Annotated in this window: 17 protein-coding genes and 3 tRNA genes; 6 read left to right on the forward strand and 14 right to left on the reverse strand. The window is 72.4% G+C overall.

Translation table 11 applies throughout. From position 1 onward, the window contains the following. Positions 1-3 precede the first annotated feature (3 nt). From EV378_RS14025 to EV378_RS14040, 4 genes are all read right to left on the reverse strand, one after another. Entirely contained in the window at positions 4-450 is a 447-nt protein-coding gene (locus EV378_RS14025) for a helix-turn-helix domain-containing protein (RefSeq protein WP_132425018.1), read from the reverse strand. A 135-nt stretch (positions 451-585) separates the two neighbouring features. Beyond that, entirely contained in the window at positions 586-1,935 is a 1,350-nt protein-coding gene (locus EV378_RS14030; RefSeq protein WP_424511220.1) for a DUF445 domain-containing protein, read from the reverse strand. A 285-nt stretch (positions 1,936-2,220) separates the two neighbouring features. After that, on the reverse strand, positions 2,221-2,739 hold the full coding sequence (locus tag EV378_RS14035; protein WP_132425021.1) for a hypothetical protein: 519 nt from the start codon (positions 2,737-2,739) through the stop codon (positions 2,221-2,223). A 529-nt stretch (positions 2,740-3,268) separates the two neighbouring features. Further along, the gene (locus EV378_RS14040; protein WP_132425024.1) at positions 3,269-3,472 is read right to left on the reverse strand and encodes a cold-shock protein; all 204 of its coding nucleotides are present in this window, start codon (positions 3,470-3,472) and stop codon (positions 3,269-3,271) included. A 604-nt stretch (positions 3,473-4,076) separates the two neighbouring features. Here EV378_RS14040 and EV378_RS35340 point away from each other — a divergent pair. Next, the gene (locus EV378_RS35340; RefSeq protein WP_165922282.1) at positions 4,077-4,883 is read left to right on the forward strand and encodes a hypothetical protein; all 807 of its coding nucleotides are present in this window, start codon (positions 4,077-4,079) and stop codon (positions 4,881-4,883) included. A gap of 111 nt (positions 4,884-4,994) precedes the next feature. Here EV378_RS35340 and mftR read toward each other — a convergent pair whose 3' ends face one another. Continuing rightward, complete coding sequence (gene mftR, locus EV378_RS14050; protein ID WP_132425027.1) at positions 4,995-5,618, reverse strand: mycofactocin system transcriptional regulator; 624 nt, start codon at positions 5,616-5,618, stop codon at positions 4,995-4,997. A 247-nt stretch (positions 5,619-5,865) separates the two neighbouring features. On the opposite strand from mftR, the gene EV378_RS14055 reads away from it, so the two are divergent. The 3 genes from EV378_RS14055 (at position 5,866) to EV378_RS14065 (ending at position 8,224) form a co-directional block, all read left to right on the forward strand. Beyond that, positions 5,866-6,906 carry a sigma-70 family RNA polymerase sigma factor gene (locus tag EV378_RS14055; protein ID WP_132425030.1) on the forward strand — a complete coding sequence of 347 codons (1,041 nt, stop codon included), beginning with the start codon at positions 5,866-5,868 and terminating at the stop codon, positions 6,904-6,906. An 88-nt stretch (positions 6,907-6,994) separates the two neighbouring features. Further along, the gene (locus tag EV378_RS14060; RefSeq protein ID WP_132425033.1) at positions 6,995-7,573 is read left to right on the forward strand and encodes an ATP-dependent Clp protease proteolytic subunit; all 579 of its coding nucleotides are present in this window, start codon (positions 6,995-6,997) and stop codon (positions 7,571-7,573) included. Positions 7,574-7,582: 9 nt separating this feature from the next. After that, positions 7,583-8,224, forward strand: coding sequence for a MerR family transcriptional regulator (locus EV378_RS14065; protein ID WP_132425036.1), 642 nt, complete (start codon positions 7,583-7,585; stop codon positions 8,222-8,224). Positions 8,225-8,252: 28 nt separating this feature from the next. On the opposite strand, the gene EV378_RS14070 is transcribed toward EV378_RS14065, so the two are convergent. From EV378_RS14070 to EV378_RS14085, 4 genes are all read right to left on the reverse strand, one after another. Further along, positions 8,253-9,230 (reverse strand): endonuclease/exonuclease/phosphatase family protein, encoded by a 978-nt coding sequence (locus EV378_RS14070; RefSeq protein WP_132425039.1) that lies wholly within the window; start codon positions 9,228-9,230, stop codon positions 8,253-8,255. Between the two features lie 80 nt (positions 9,231-9,310). Further along, positions 9,311-9,817: a DinB family protein gene (locus EV378_RS14075; RefSeq protein ID WP_132425042.1), complete on the reverse strand. Its 507-nt coding sequence runs from the start codon at positions 9,815-9,817 to the stop codon at positions 9,311-9,313. 5 nt (positions 9,818-9,822) lie between these two features. Continuing rightward, the gene (locus tag EV378_RS14080) at positions 9,823-10,044 is read right to left on the reverse strand and encodes a hypothetical protein (protein ID WP_132425045.1); all 222 of its coding nucleotides are present in this window, start codon (positions 10,042-10,044) and stop codon (positions 9,823-9,825) included. Next, a complete protein-coding gene (locus EV378_RS14085; protein ID WP_132425049.1) occupies positions 10,037-10,636 on the reverse strand; it encodes a winged helix-turn-helix domain-containing protein in 600 nt (199 codons plus the stop codon). The genes EV378_RS14080 and EV378_RS14085 overlap by 8 nt, the downstream gene beginning before the upstream one ends. 422 nt (positions 10,637-11,058) lie before the next feature. Here EV378_RS14085 and EV378_RS36305 point away from each other — a divergent pair, with 422 nt between their 5' ends. After that, on the forward strand, positions 11,059-11,307 hold the full coding sequence (locus EV378_RS36305) for a hypothetical protein (RefSeq protein WP_132425052.1): 249 nt from the start codon (positions 11,059-11,061) through the stop codon (positions 11,305-11,307). A gap of 5 nt (positions 11,308-11,312) precedes the next feature. Continuing rightward, complete coding sequence (locus EV378_RS36310; protein ID WP_279389647.1) at positions 11,313-11,723, forward strand: type II toxin-antitoxin system VapC family toxin; 411 nt, start codon at positions 11,313-11,315, stop codon at positions 11,721-11,723. A gap of 80 nt (positions 11,724-11,803) precedes the next feature. Here EV378_RS36310 and EV378_RS14100 read toward each other — a convergent pair. The 5 genes from EV378_RS14100 to EV378_RS14120 form a co-directional block, all read right to left on the reverse strand. Beyond that, positions 11,804-11,877 (reverse strand) — tRNA-Phe (locus EV378_RS14100). A 31-nt stretch (positions 11,878-11,908) separates the two neighbouring features. Next, positions 11,909-11,982: transfer RNA gene (locus EV378_RS14105), tRNA-Asp, on the reverse strand. A gap of 23 nt (positions 11,983-12,005) precedes the next feature. Then, positions 12,006-12,078 (reverse strand) — tRNA-Glu (locus tag EV378_RS14110). Positions 12,079-12,194: 116 nt separating this feature from the next. Next, the gene (locus tag EV378_RS14115; RefSeq protein WP_132425058.1) at positions 12,195-12,419 is read right to left on the reverse strand and encodes a hypothetical protein; all 225 of its coding nucleotides are present in this window, start codon (positions 12,417-12,419) and stop codon (positions 12,195-12,197) included. A gap of 275 nt (positions 12,420-12,694) precedes the next feature. Next, positions 12,695-13,936: a GDSL-type esterase/lipase family protein gene (locus EV378_RS14120; protein WP_132425061.1), complete on the reverse strand. Its 1,242-nt coding sequence runs from the start codon at positions 13,934-13,936 to the stop codon at positions 12,695-12,697. Positions 13,937-14,097 lie beyond the last annotated feature (161 nt).

Consider the following 14,097-nt stretch of genomic DNA (forward strand, 5'->3'; position numbering starts at 1 on the left):
TGATCACTCCTCGTGGGAAACGGTGTTCTCGTCGCCCGGGAGGCCGTTCTCCCGGCGGAAGGACTCGTAGACGTCGAGCAGCACGCGTTTCTGCCGCTCGTTCAGCGTGGGGTCGGCGAGCACGGCGTCGGTGACGACGCTCGCCGGTCGCTCGTCGAGGATCCCGGCCTTGACGTACAAGGCCTCGGCGGAGATCCGCAAACCCTTCGCGATCTGCTGCAGGATCTCGGCGGACGGCTTGCGCAGTCCACGCTCGACCTGGCTGAGATAGGGATTGCTGACGCCTGCGGCCCGGGCGAGCTGGCGCATCGAGACCTGGGCGGACTCGCGCTGCGACCGGATGTAGGAGCCGATGTCGTCGACCGCCTGTCCGACGGCCTGACCGGCCTGCTCCACGACCTGCTCGACCGCGTGTGTGACGCCGTCGTCGCGCTTGTCCGTGGAACCCATCCGTGCTCACCTCCTCTTCGCTGACACCACCGAACGTACGCGGGAGTGCTAGCTCCTGCAAGCGCTCTGCTAGCGCAGCTCACGTGGGCTGTGCCACGTTTCCTACGCGGTGGTGGCGGGGAGGTTTCCGGCGCGTCAGATGATCAGTTCGGAGATCGTGTAGATGACCAGGCCGGCCAGCGCGCCGACGACGGTGCCGTTGATCCGGATCCACTGCAGGTCACGCCCGACCTGGAGCTCGATCTTCTTCGACGTTTCCTGCGCGTCCCAGCGCGCGACCGTCTCGGTGATCAGGGTGGTGATCTCGTGGCGGTAGTGCCGGACGACGTAGCCGGCCACGTCGGCGACCCACCCGTCGATCTTCCCGCGCAGCTCCGCATCGGTCTCCAGCCGCCGCCCGAGCCCGACGAGCGCGTCGCGCACCCGCAGGCGCAGCTCGTTCGACGGGTCCTCGGCCGCGTCGAGCACCATGCCCTTGACCACGGTCCACGCCCGGCCGATGAAGTGCTGCACCTCGGGGTGCTCGACGAACTGCCGCTTGACCTGCTCGGCCCGCTCGATCGTCGTCTCGTCGTGCTGCAGGTCCTGGGCGAACTCGGCGAGGTAGCGGTCGATGGCGTGGCGCAGCTGATGGTCCGGGTCGTTCTTCACGTTCCAGGCGTAGCCGCGGATCTCGGCGAACACCTTGTCCGCGACCATCTCGTCGACGAACCGCGGCGTCCACGACGGCGCCCGCTCGTGCACGACGCGCAGCACCATCTCCTGGTTGTCCGCGACCCAGTCGTACGCGCGGTCGCACACGAGGTCCACGAGGCGCTTGTGCGCGCCGTCGGCGAGCACACCCTCGAGCGCCTTGCCGAGCGGCGGCCCGATCGGGATCTCCAGCAGCTTCCGCACGGCGACCGACTCGACGAGGTTCTGCACGTCCTCGTCGCGCAGCACGGTGACGATCCCGCGCGCGGCCGCCGTGAGCTCGGCGGTGATCCGGTCGGCGTTCTCCTGCTTCGCGATCCAGCCGCCCACCGTGCGGGAGATGCCGACCCGGTCCAGCTTGTCCCGAATGACGCTCTCGGACAGGAAGTTCTCGCCGACGAAGTCGCCCAGGCTGTCGCCGATCACGTCCTTCTTGCGGGGGATGATCGCGGTGTGCGGGATCGGGATCCGCAGCGGATGCCGGAACAGCGCCGTCACGGCGAACCAGTCGGCCAGCGCGCCGACCATGCCGGCCTCCGCCGACGCACGTACGTACCCCGCCCACACCAGCCCCTGGTTGACCTCCAGGTACTTCGTGATCAGGAAGATCACCGTCGCGCCGACGAAGAAGCCGAGCGCCAGCATCTTCATCCTGCGCAGGTCACGCCGCTTGACCTCGTCGTTCGGCCCGAAGCCGCCGAGCGGGACCAGCGGCTCGGCCCTGGTGGTGGGTGCAGGAGGGCTGGACGGCCCGGACGGGGCCGGACGTTCCGGAGCGCGCGACGTGTGCACGTGTCCATAGTGCCGCGCCTCACCGACAGTTCGGCGAAGCCGGGTCCGGAGATGGTTCTGGCCGGGCCCGACGGTGGTCCGTCGGGCCCGGCCATGCCGGTGGTGCGGCCGCGCGGGGCGGATGCTCGCTGCGCGAGTTCCGCTCGACGGGGGAGAAGTGCTCCCCCGGGCGCCGCAACCGGTGCGCGGGAACCGTTCCGACCGGCCGACGGCCGGGATGCGCCGGGAGGACCCGGCGGCATGCGGGACGGGCGAACGGTCCCTCGCGCTACTGCGCCGCGGCGTCTAGCGCCGCAGGCCCGCGACGGCGTCGCCGGACCGCTGGGTACCCGGCAGTACGTCGGGGCCGGCCGCGCGCAGCCGCACGGCCTGGTTCACGGCATCGGTCACGACGGCCGCGTCCGGCACGCGGTAACCCGTGCGGGCCGGGCTGACCCGCCACTGCACCCAGCCGTCGGGCCGCTCGGTTGGCGGTGCGGGCACACCGATGCCGTCGCTGTGCAGCACGACGTCCGTGTGCAGGCTCAGCTCGGCGGGCAGCGTGTGCCCCGGCGTCATCGGGAACCACCAGGTGCCCTGCGGGGTGGCCGCGACCGGTACGACCTCCCCGTTCTCGCGCAGGATCGAACACATCCGGCGGCCCACCTCGGCCGGGACCTCGATGACGTCCAGGGTCTCGCCGGTGGCGAGCAGGATGTCGGCGCCCGGCCCGGGAACCAGTGACCAACCGTGGTCGGCGTACTCCCGTGCTGCCGCGCGCAGCTCCGCGCCGTAGACGGCTCGGTAGCTGTCCCACCAGGACATGTCGTGCCACTTCCTCTCACGTGCGCGGAGCGTTCCCGTATCCGGTCTGGTCGCTCCCTGTGAACTTCAACACCAAGGATGCGGACCTCGTGACGTTTGCGCGAGCGCCCAGCGGTGATCGAGCGACATCGCGAGACGAGCGGAGTCACCCAGATGAACGGCGAGGCGAGCGCCGGTAACCGGCGGGCGACCGGTTGCGGAGCGTGGGCGGGCGGCGACGCGGGGAGACCGCCTCGCCATGTCGCCGGTCACCGTCCGCACGGCGGGACGAGCGGTGGACAACGATCGAGATATCGACGACCGGAGGCGAGATGACGACGGCGCCGGCCACGGTCGCCGTCGTCGCGGTATTCGGCGATGTCGTCGTCCCGGCGGCCGCGGTGCGGCGTTCCCGCCACGGGATCCGCGCCGCGTTCGGCTGAGACACCGGGCCGCACCGACCCCGGACACACCGATGCCGGCGCCCTCGGGGAGGGACGCCGGCATCAGATGTCAGCTACACGAGCGGGGCGCAGGCCCCGCACGGAAGTCAGATCACGCGGACCGAGTCGGCCTGCGGTCCCTTCTGACCCTCGCTGGCGTCGAACTCGACGCGCTGGTTCTCCTCGAGGGTGCGGAAACCGTTGGCCTGGATGGCCGAGTAGTGGACGAAAACGTCCGGACCCTGGTCGTCCGTGGCGATGAAGCCGAAGCCCTTCTCGGCGTTGAACCACTTGACGGTGCCCTGCGGCATAACTTGTCTCTCCCACACATGGAACGGAATCCGGCCCACATCGCGAGGACCGGAGGCTGCGCGGACCCCCGGTGCGCGAACGTGACCGTCCGACGTCAGAAGCCCACCGTCACACTTTCCACGGACGCTTCTCGGCGATCGAGGGAAGACACGACTGCAACCGGCGCGGACGCTACCACGGTGATCGGAGTCCCCGGTCACGCCGCCGCGCGGAGTGAGCGCGCGTCCGTTCGGCGATCCCTGGAACCTCTCGAGTCACCTCCGTCCCGGCCGTCACGGCGCCGCTCACGCACCGTAGGAATTCCGGCCCTCGTCGCTCACGTCCGGTCACATCGTCCACGAACGGGTGAGCTGAGCGCCGAGTCCATGCCGATGGGTGACGACGACCCGCTCGGGGACCTCCGAGCGGGTCGCCGGCCGTCCGCCACACCGCCGCCACACCGGTCGGCCACCTGTACGGGGTCGCCCGTCCGGGACCTCCAGGCCCGTCCGCGACCGCACAGCGTCAACGTACGGAGGACCTCCCCGAAAGGGGTTCTGGTGCGAACTCCCAGGTCAGAAGCAAGCTTCCGCCGTCATCGACCCCCTCGACCTGGGAGAGACCGTGCGATCCCGAATCACCACGTCCGTCGCCCTGACCCTCATGATCGGCACGCTGGGTGTGTGCGGTGCCGGCGTGGCCGGCGCCTCCGAGCCGGCACGGATCACGCCGACCGCGGCATCCGTGCCCGCCGCGCCGACGGGCGGCCCGCTCGGCGGCATCATCGACGCACTCTTCGGCACCGACGACACCGTGCCGGCCAGCACCGTCCCGGCCGCCACCGTCCCGGCCGCGACCTACCCGGCGCCGGTCGACCCGGCGACCGGCTACCCGACCACCCCGCTCCAGCCGCAGACCGTGCCGGGACAGGCGCAGGCTCCCGCCGGCCCGGCCGCGCTCCCGGCGGCACAGGAGTCCCCCGGCGCTCCGGCACCCGCGCAGGCCGTGCCGCAGGCCGGTACGCCGGCGGCTCCCGGACAGCCGGCCACACCCGGCCAGCCCGTCGCTCCGGGACAGCCGGCCACACCCGGCCAGCCCGTCGCTCCGGGACAGCAGGCCGTGCCCGGCCAGCCGGCCGTACCCGGTCAGGCCACCGCACCGGGCCAGGCCGTTGCACCCGGCCAGCCGGCCGTCCCGGGGCAGCCCGCCGCACCGGGCCAGCCGCTCGCGCCCGGCCAGCAGGCGGTCCCCGGTCAGCCCGCCGTTCCGGGCCAGCCTGTCGTGCCCGGACAGCCTGCCGTGCCCGGACAGCCTGCCGTGCCCGGGCAGCCGGTCACCGCGGCGCAGCCGGCGGCGCCGGCTCAGCCCGTCGCGCAGGCCCGGTTCGCGACACCGGCGGCACCGGTCGCGCCGGCGGCAGCGCCGCGCTGACCCACGGCTCCGGACCACGCGCCGACCGGGGCGCGAGGCCGCCGAACGGATCCGGACCACGAGGGGCGTCGCGCCGCGGCGCCCCTCGTCCGCGTCGCGGAGGCTCCCGGATCAGCCCAGGTCCGCGCGTCCCCAGCCCCGCTCCAGCGAGGCGAACACCTCGTCGAGCAGGTCCTCGAGCACGGCCCCGTCGTCGAGCAGCCACCGCTCGTAGGCCGCGATGCAGACACCCAGGCAGGCGTGCCCGACGCTCTGCGGCACGAGAGCCGACGGCTGCTCTCCCAGCCGGAGCGCGACGTAGTCCGCGACGACCTGGCGCCACGATGCGTAGCGCAGCGTCGAATGTGCCTGCAGCGCAGGCGTGTTCAGGATCAACTGCAGCCGTCGCCGGTGCCAGGGCTGTTCCTGCCGGTCGACCCGGTTGAACTCGAGCACGGCGGCACGGATCCCGCGCAGGATCGCGATGTCCGGCGGGAGGGCCGCGAACGTCGCCCGCATACCGAGGAGCTGGTCGTCGAACGCGCCCCACGGGACGTCGTTCTTCGAGGCGTAGTAGCGGAAGAAGGTTCGACGACCGATGCCCGCCGCGTGCGCGATGTCGTCCACCGTCGTGTGGTCGAACCCCTGCTCGCTGAACAGCTCGAACGCGATGTGCTCGATCTCGAACCGGGTCGTCACCGGACGTCGACCCGACCGGCGGGCACCACCCGCCGGCCCCTGGACCGTTGTCGACATCGCCGCCGCCCGCCGTTCCGGATCCGCGATCGCCTCTGCGGCGCCGTGAACCGATGCGCCGCGTGGCGCATCCGCTACGAGCATCCCACGTCCGGGTGGCCGAAGGTCAGCAGCGCCCCGGCGACCGGTGAGCGCGTCCGAGGCGTCGATTCGACGGAAAGTCCTCCCGTTTTGTCGGTGGGTCACGGCACACTCGGCGCCAACGCCGTCGGAGGGGTCCGCGGCGAGGAGTCGCGAGGGGGAAGCCATGAGCGCGCCGACCACGAGCCCGGCCGCGTCCGGTCCGGCGGACGACCGTCCGCTCGACGCGCAGATCGAGGACTACCGCCGGGAGCTCACCGGCTACTGCTACCGGATGGTGGGCTCCGCGTTCGAGGCGGAGGACGCCGTCCAGGAGACCATGATCCGGGCGTGGAGAGGCCTGGCGAAGTTCGACGGGCGGTCGTCGCTCCGGTCCTGGCTCTACCGGATCGCCACGAACGTCTGCATCGACTCGCTGAACGGCCGCAAGCGTCGAGCCGTGCCGATGGACATCGGCGGACCGGGCGCACCGGTGGCCGAGTCGCTGCGCGAGCCGCTCCCGGACGCCGAATGGCTGGAGCCGATGCCCGACGCGCGGGTGTCCACGCCGGCGGGGGACCCGGCGGACAAGGCCGTGGCCAAGGAGTCGATCCGGCTGGCGTTCATCGCCGCGCTCCAGCACCTGCCCGCCCGCCAGCGGGCCGTTCTGATCCTGCGCGAGGTGCTGTGCTGGAAGGCCAGCGAGGTCGCCGAGCTGCTCGACACGTCGGTCGCGTCCGTGAACAGCGCCCTGCAGCGCGCCCGGGCGACGCTGTCGGACATCGGGATCGACGAGGCCACGCCGGGTGACACGCAGATGGACGCGGCACACACCGAGCTGCTGATGAAGTACATGGCGGCGTTCGAGGCGTTCGACATGGAGGCGCTCACGGCGCTGCTGCACGAGGACGTCGAGCAGAACATGCCCCCGCTGGAGCTGTGGTTCCGCGGCCGGGACGACGTGTTGGCCTGGATGCAGGGGCCCGGCAAGGAGTGCAAGGACTCGAAGGTCGTGCCGGTCGAGGTCAACGGGACGGTCGGGTTCGCGCAGTACCGCCCGTCCGGCCCGAACGGCGAGCACGAGGCGTGGGGGATCAGCGCGCTGCGGATCGAGGACGGCCGGATCACCGGTCTGAGCATCTTCCTGAACACCGAACTGTTCGCGCTGTTCGGCCTGCCGCTGAGGCTGGCCGAGGCGCCGGAGCTGTGGGAGCCGAAGCTCGCCTGAGCCGACGTGGGGTTCACCGGGGGCGAACCGGCTACGCCCCCGGTGAAACGGGCCCCGCACCGTCGCGTGCGCTCCTAGCGTCGTCCGTATGGAACTCGGACCACGTGGCGAGCGGGTCGCCGACGCGCTCGCCGACCGCCTGCTCGACCAGCGGATCGTCGTGCTCGGACAGGAGATCGACGACGACGTCGCGGACGCCGTCTGCGGGCGGCTGCTCCTGCTGGCGGCGGAGAACCGCCGGCACGACATCACGCTCTACGTCAGCTCGTCCGGCGGCTCCCCGGCTGCGGCGACGGCGATCCACGACACGATGCGGTGGGTGGAGCCCGACGTCGTGACGATCGTGCACGGTTCTGTGACCGGCGCCGGGCTGCTGGTGGCGGCCGCCGGTGCGCGGGGACGTCGCACGGCCCTGCCGCACGCCCGCTTCCATCTCACCCCGCCCCCGGGCGGCGTCGGCGTGACGTCGGACGTGCGTGGGCGGTCCGAGGAGCTCACCCGGAGTCGTCGCGAGCTGACCGAGCTGATCGCCGCGTACAGCGGGCACACCGCGGAGGAGGTCGCCGCGGACACCGAGCGGGGTCGCTGGTTCGGCGCGACGGAGGCGCTCGGGTACGGGCTTGTCGATCGCGTGGCCGGAATCGACACAACAGATTCGGATACTTAAACTATCCGAATGCGCGTCTCCGAACTGTCCCGCGCCAGCGGCATCCCGCTCCCCACCATCAAGTATTACCTGCGGGAGGGTCTGCTGCATCGCGGGGAGACGACGTCACCGAACCAGGCCCGCTACGACGAGTCGCATCTGCAGCGCCTGCGCCTGGTCCGGGCCTTGCTGGAGATCGGAGCCATGCCGGTCGCGACCGTCCGGCACGTCCTCGAGGCCGTGGACGATCCGGACCTCCCGGTGCACTGGATGCTGGGCCGGGCGACCCACCCGCTGACCGTCCCGCCCGCCGAGAAGGACGACGACCCCGCCGTCGCCGCGGCGCTCGACGAGATCGACGCGCTGGTGCAGCGCTCCGGATGGCACGTCAGCCGCGGAGCGCCCGCGCGCCGAGCCGCTGCGAGCGTGCTGGTCCGGCTGCGGGCACTGGGCCAGGACGGGTTCGCGAACAAGCTCGACGACTACGCCAGGGCCGCCGAGCAACTCGCCGAGGCCGACCTGCGCCAGCTCGCGACGCTGTCCGGCCGGGACGAGGTCGCCGAGGCCGCTCTGGTCGGCACCGTGCTGGGCGACGCACTGGTCTCCGCCCTGCGCCGGATGGCCCAGGAGAGCTTCTCCTCCACGCAGTTCCCCCAGGCGGCGGCCGAGTAGCCGCCGTCGGGGACCGGGCGAGACGCGTTCAGGCCGGTGGGAGGTGCACCGTCGTGAGCACCGCCCGGTGATCGGTCCCCGGCAGGTCGACGATCTCGAACCGGCTGGTCACCGTCCCGTCCGGCACCAGCACGTGGTCGATCTGGATACCGCACGCCCGCGGCGCCGACGACGGGTAGGTCCCGACCAGTCCCCGCCCGGTCCCGGACGCCGCGCTGCGGCAGCCGCCGAGTGCCGCGCGCAACCGGGAGTGGTCGAGCGTCGCGTTCAGGTCCCCGACGACGATCGGTGCGATCGGCGCGGAGGTCCAGCTCCGGATCAGGTCGAGCTCGCGGCACCAGGCGCGGGCGAACCGGCGCCGCATCGGCGCGGACGTGTGCACGGCGTAGAGCGGCCGCAACCCGAGCACGCCGCCGCTCGCTTCCACGTGCCGCATACGCATCCCGGTCCCGGGGCGTACGTGCAGGTCGCCGGCGGCCGGCGCGGCCAGCAGGGTCACGCCGCGGGCGTCGCGCCGGTCGATCAGGCTCGACGTCCACGACCGGTACCCGCTCTCGCCGAGCAGCGGCATCAGCTTGTCCCGGTAGTCCGCCCCGGCCTCCGGCAGGACGACCAGGTCGGGCCGCTCGCGCATCACGACGGCGGCCAGCGCCCCGGCGTCGGCGCTCCCCTTCAGCACGTTCGCCGTCATGATCGTGAGCGCCACCGTCTCCGGGTCACGCCGCGGCCTGCGAACCGCCCGCGGGGCGACCGACGCGAGCCCAGCGACGGCGACGGCTCCGACCGCGATCCCGGTCGGCCGGGTCGCGGGCCTGCCGGCGAGCAGACCCGCAGCACCCAGCGCGGCCAGCGACGTGTGCGGCCGCCATGGGACGGCGTCGACGAGCGGGACGTCGTGGTCGATCCGCAGCCGGTCCGGGAGCACGACGACCGCCGCACCGGCACCGAGCACGGCCGCGAACGCGGCCCGTGCCCAGCGGCGTCCGCTCCTGCGGTCACGGCGCATGGGTCGTCCTCCCGTCTCCCGATCCGATCTTCCAACGGCCGGGCGCGGGCGGCGGTTCCGCCGTCACCCGGCCGGGCGGTTCAGACGCCGGTGACCCCGTCGATCCGCTCCCGCACGAGGTCCGCGTGCCCGATGTGGCGGGCGTACTCGCCGATCATGTGCGCGTAGATCCACCGCAGCGTCACGTCCCCGCCGGGGAACGGGCTCGTCCGGTCCAGGTCGCGCCCGGCGCAGTTCGCCCTGGCGACGGCGACCTCCTTCTCCCAGGCGACGAGCGCGTCCGCGAACGTGACGTCGTCGCGGAGCTCGAACCCGCCGTCGTGACCCTCCGGGCTCGTCGGCTCGCCGGAGATCGACGGCACGTCCTGTCCGGTCAGCACGCGCCGGAACCAGTTGCGCTCCACCTCGGCCGCATGCTGCACGAGGCCGATCAGCGTCAGCGACGACGGCGGCACCGACGCCGTCCGGACCTGCGTCTCGTCGAGCCCGTCGCACTTGCCGATCAGCGTGGCGCGGTAGAAGTCGAGCCAGCCCGCCAGCGTGGTGTGCTCGTCGGCGTTCATCGGCGGTACGGCGCGGTCGGACATGCCGGTCAGCGTGCCACCGGACGTCCTCCCCGGATCCGGCCACCCAGGACGGCGGCGCCGTCCGGCGTCGTGACCAGACACGCGAGCTCGCGCCTCGGCCGCACGGCCCACCAGACGCGCAGGTGGAACGTGCGCAGCGGATCGCGACGGGCCCGGTGCCGGACCGCCGACCGGGCCAGTTCGGATCGCCGGGCGACGGCGACGGCGCGGAGGAAGTCGTCATGCACCGGACCCGTCCTCCTCCGCCGACCGGCGCAGCGAGGTCGACGTGATGATCCGGGCGGGCCGCGCGCCCGGCGGACGCTTCGACGCGTCCCGGGCCCGCTCGTCGAAGCGGTTGGCGAGCTCACGCAGCTCGCGCGTCAGATCGGCGAGCTCCTCGGGCGTCACGTAGGCGACGGCCTCGCTCAGCCCGGTGGCGTCGGCCCACTCCGGCGCCTCCCGGCTCCGGCGCCGGAACCAGGCCTTCAGCTGGCCGGCCAGGTCGTCCATCGCGACGTCGCTGAGCGCGACCGCCGCCATCGCGCCCTCGTCGTCGAGCCCCTCGCCACCCGCCCGCCAGCTGATGTCGTGGCTCGCCGACCGCCACGGCTTCTCCCGGCCGTTGCTCGCCGACGCCGGCTCGATGAAGCCGTACCGGGCCAGCGTGTTCAGGTGGTACGAGCAGGTCCCGACGCTCTCGCCGGTCAGCTCCGCGCAGCGCGTCGCGGTCATCGTCGGCTCGAGGTCGAACAGCTGGACGAGCTGCCACCGCAGCGGATGAGCCAACGCCCGCAACGCCGTGCTGTCGGTGATCCACGTCGGATCGGACCTCGCCATGCGACCGACGGTAAACGCACAAGAAGTCTTGAGCAAGAGTTCTTGTGCGTTTGGCCCGGCCGTGAAACGTTCTCGGTGCCGAACGGCAGCCTTCTGCTGCACCTGCCCTGCGGCGCGAACGACGTCACGCACCGCTCGCCCGACGCCGACCGGATCCGTCGGGACGTGACCGAGCTGCACGGCCGCCGCACGGACCGGCGCTCCGTGGTCCGCCGCGGTACGCCCGTCCCACGTCGAGGCGTTCACTCTGCTGCCGTGACCGTCCGCAGCATCACGGTTGCCGTCGGCCCGGTCGACCAGGACCGGACCCGCTGCGACCGGCTGCGTCCGAGTGCGTTGACGTCAGGGTTGCCGTCAAGGGTCGTCGTTCGGGACGTTCGGGGCCACAGATGCGACACTGGAGAACCAAGGAGGTGGACGCGATGAGCACGCCTTCCGCTGGCGAGCAGCACGAGTTCGTGGTCGCACCGGAGCTGGCGGAGGTTGCCGAGCGCCTGGGCCTGCCCCTGCACACCGGAGACCGAGTCCGTTTCGAGGTGATCGAAGGCGGAGCCGCGCCGTCCACACCTCGCCGTCGTCTCGGCTGGCTTGGCAGCGTCGCCACTGGCGACGGCGATCTCAGCGAGCGAGCGAAGGACGAGATCCGCGACGGCATGGGGCGCGAGTCCTGAACGAGATCGTCGTCGACGCGGGCCCGCTGATCGCCGGCTTCGACCGCAGCGACAAGTGGCACGACCGCTGCTCGGAACTGCTGACCACCCTGCCGGGTCCGCTGCTCGTCCCGAGCACCATCGTGGCCGAGGTCTGCTACATGATCGCCCGACACAGGTTCGGCGCGGACGCGGAAGCGGCGTTCCTCCGCTCCTTCACGGACGGAAGCCTCGTCATCGCCGATCTCGTCGTGTCCGACTTCGCTCGGATGGCCGACCTGGTGGAGCGCTACGCCGACTTCCCCCTCGGCGGCTCGGATGCCAGTGTGATCGCCATCGCCGAGAGGCTCTCGATCACCACGATCCTGACAACGGACCGGCGCCACTTCGCCGCCGTACGTCCGTCCCACATCGAGGCGTTCACTCTGCTGCCGTGACCGGTCCGCAGCATCACGGCTGCCGTCAACCCGGGGAGAGCGAGGCGGCGCCGAGCCGGGAATCCGCTGGTCAGAAGGTGTGGCCAGGGGCGGGGTCGAACCGCCGACCTTCCGCTTTTCAGGCGGACGCTCGTACCAACTGAGCTACCTGGCCCCGGCCCTCGGACGGAACCGAGGAGGTGGAGCGACCCAGACGGGACTCGAACCCGCGACCTTCGCCGTGACAGGGCGACGCGCTAACCAACTGCGCCACTGGGCCTTGCTGTGGAGATGTGTGGAGCGTACCCCCAACGGGATTCGAACCCGCGCTGCCGCCTTGAAAGGGCGGAGTCCTAGGCCGCTAGACGATGGGGGCTTGGACCACCCGGAGGCGATCCTTGCCCTCCAACGGCTGTCCGTTGGGAGCCAGCCAAGCATACGACAGCCGCCGGAGGCGACCGCAATGGCCCCCCGCCGCCACGTCGGTGCAGGTCAGCGCGTGACCGGCGGCGGCTGGTCCGGGTTCGACGAGATCAGCCCGAGCATGTCGAGCAGATCGCGCAGGTCCTCGGAGTCCTCCGAGTTCTTCGCCACGACGAGACGGGCGCGCTGCACCTGCTCGTCGGAGACCCGGAACGCGTCCGCCGCGCTCCGTGGAGCCGGTATGGACCCCGTCTCCTCGTCCGTGTTCCGTCTGGTGCTTCCGATGCCGCTCATGACGCCTCCCCGCCAGGTCGCCTGACGTCACATGCCCGGCACCGGAGCCCGACCGGGTCGGGCGTCGCGCTTCCGGAGCCGCACTCGTCGGTACCGCCACGTGCCGTGGCCGAGACCGAGACGTTACCTATCGGCGATGATCGTCGCACGCCCCTTCCCGGGTGACGGGCGCCGCGAATTCGATCACATTGCGCACAGGTCGCAGGTCGCCGTGGCGCGATACCCGCCTGGGGTATTCGGCGACGTTTCCGGACGGGAACGGTTGAGAGCGGTCATCAGGGTGCGAGACACGGGCTCCCGCTCAACGTCGCCGGGTCGATCGCCGCCGCCAGCGCCCGATATCCGGCGGGCGACGGGTGCAGGCCGTCGCCAGAGTCCATGTCCGGTCGCAGCCGTCCGGGATCGGCCGGATCGGCCACCGCGGCAGCGAGATCGACGACGCCGTCCGCGTGCGCGGGTCCCTGCTCGCGGATCCACGCGTTGACGGTGTCGCGCACCTGCCTGCCGGACGGCGTCCCCCGCTCCCCGACCGTCGACGGCGGGATCGTCGCCAGCAGGACGCGCAGCCCGGCGCCCCGCGCCCGGTCGGCGTACTCCTGCAGACCGGAGACGATCCGGTCGGAACCCGCGCCGTCGTCGATGTCGTTCGTGCCGGCCTCCAGCAGCACGTCCCGCGCTCCGACGGCGGTGGCCACGTCGCCCTCGAAACGCTGCTCCGGCGACGGGCCCGCGTCGTCGGTGAGCAGCCGGTTGCGGGACAGCCCGGCGTTGAGCACCGTCATCGCCCGGTCTCCGCCCGCATCGCGCAGCCGCGCGGCGAGGACGTCGGTCACCCGGTCCGCGCCGTTCGGCGTGCTGCCGACCCCGTCCACGAGCGAGTCCCCGACGACCACGACGGCCGCGACCGACCGACCCGCGTGCACCTCGACCCCGCTCAGCACCGGCCAGGACTGCAGCGTCGTCCCGAAGCCCGCACCGTCCGTGGCACCGGTGGCGTCACCGGGACCGGACAGGTACGCGGTCCGCATGGCCACCGGATGGGAGCTGATCTCCGACGGGACGTCGGTCAGGAACAGGCTCACGGCCAGATCCGTGCCGGGCATCGGGACCGGGTCGGTGAGCACGTCGGAGCCCGGCGGGATCGTGACGCCCGGCCGGCCCGCGAACCCCAGTGCGACGGGCCCTGTCACAGCGGCGCCGGCACCCACCTTCGCGACCGACGCCCGCCCGATCGTCAGCGGCCCGTCGCCGAATCGGTTGGACAGCCGCAGCCGGACCTGGTCGCCCGCGACCTCGGACCGGACGGTCATCCGCAACGTCCGGCCGGCGAGCTGGTCCCCCGGCACCGGCTGCTGGGCGGCCATCCACCCGGTCAGCCACGTCGGCCCGCAGTCCGTCGCCGCGGCAGCGGGTGCGGCACCACGGCTCCAGCCGACGGCCGCGGAGGCCAGGACGAGCGTCATCCCCACAGCGACGGCGGCCGCGACGCGCCACCGGCCGCCGGACGTCCCCTGCACGCGCACTCCGATCGCCCGGAGCCCACCCGGCCGGGGCTCACGCTCGTGTGTCGACGACCACTGTGGTCACGTTACGTCGCCGATCGACCACTCTGCGGCTACCGGTCGCTCCGGCGGGGCGGGCGGGTGGGGGTACCCGACCGTGCGGCGAGCTGCGAACT

It is taken from the genome of Pseudonocardia endophytica, from assembly GCF_004339565.1.
In the GTDB taxonomy this organism is placed as follows: Bacteria; Actinomycetota; Actinomycetes; order Mycobacteriales; family Pseudonocardiaceae; genus Pseudonocardia; species Pseudonocardia endophytica.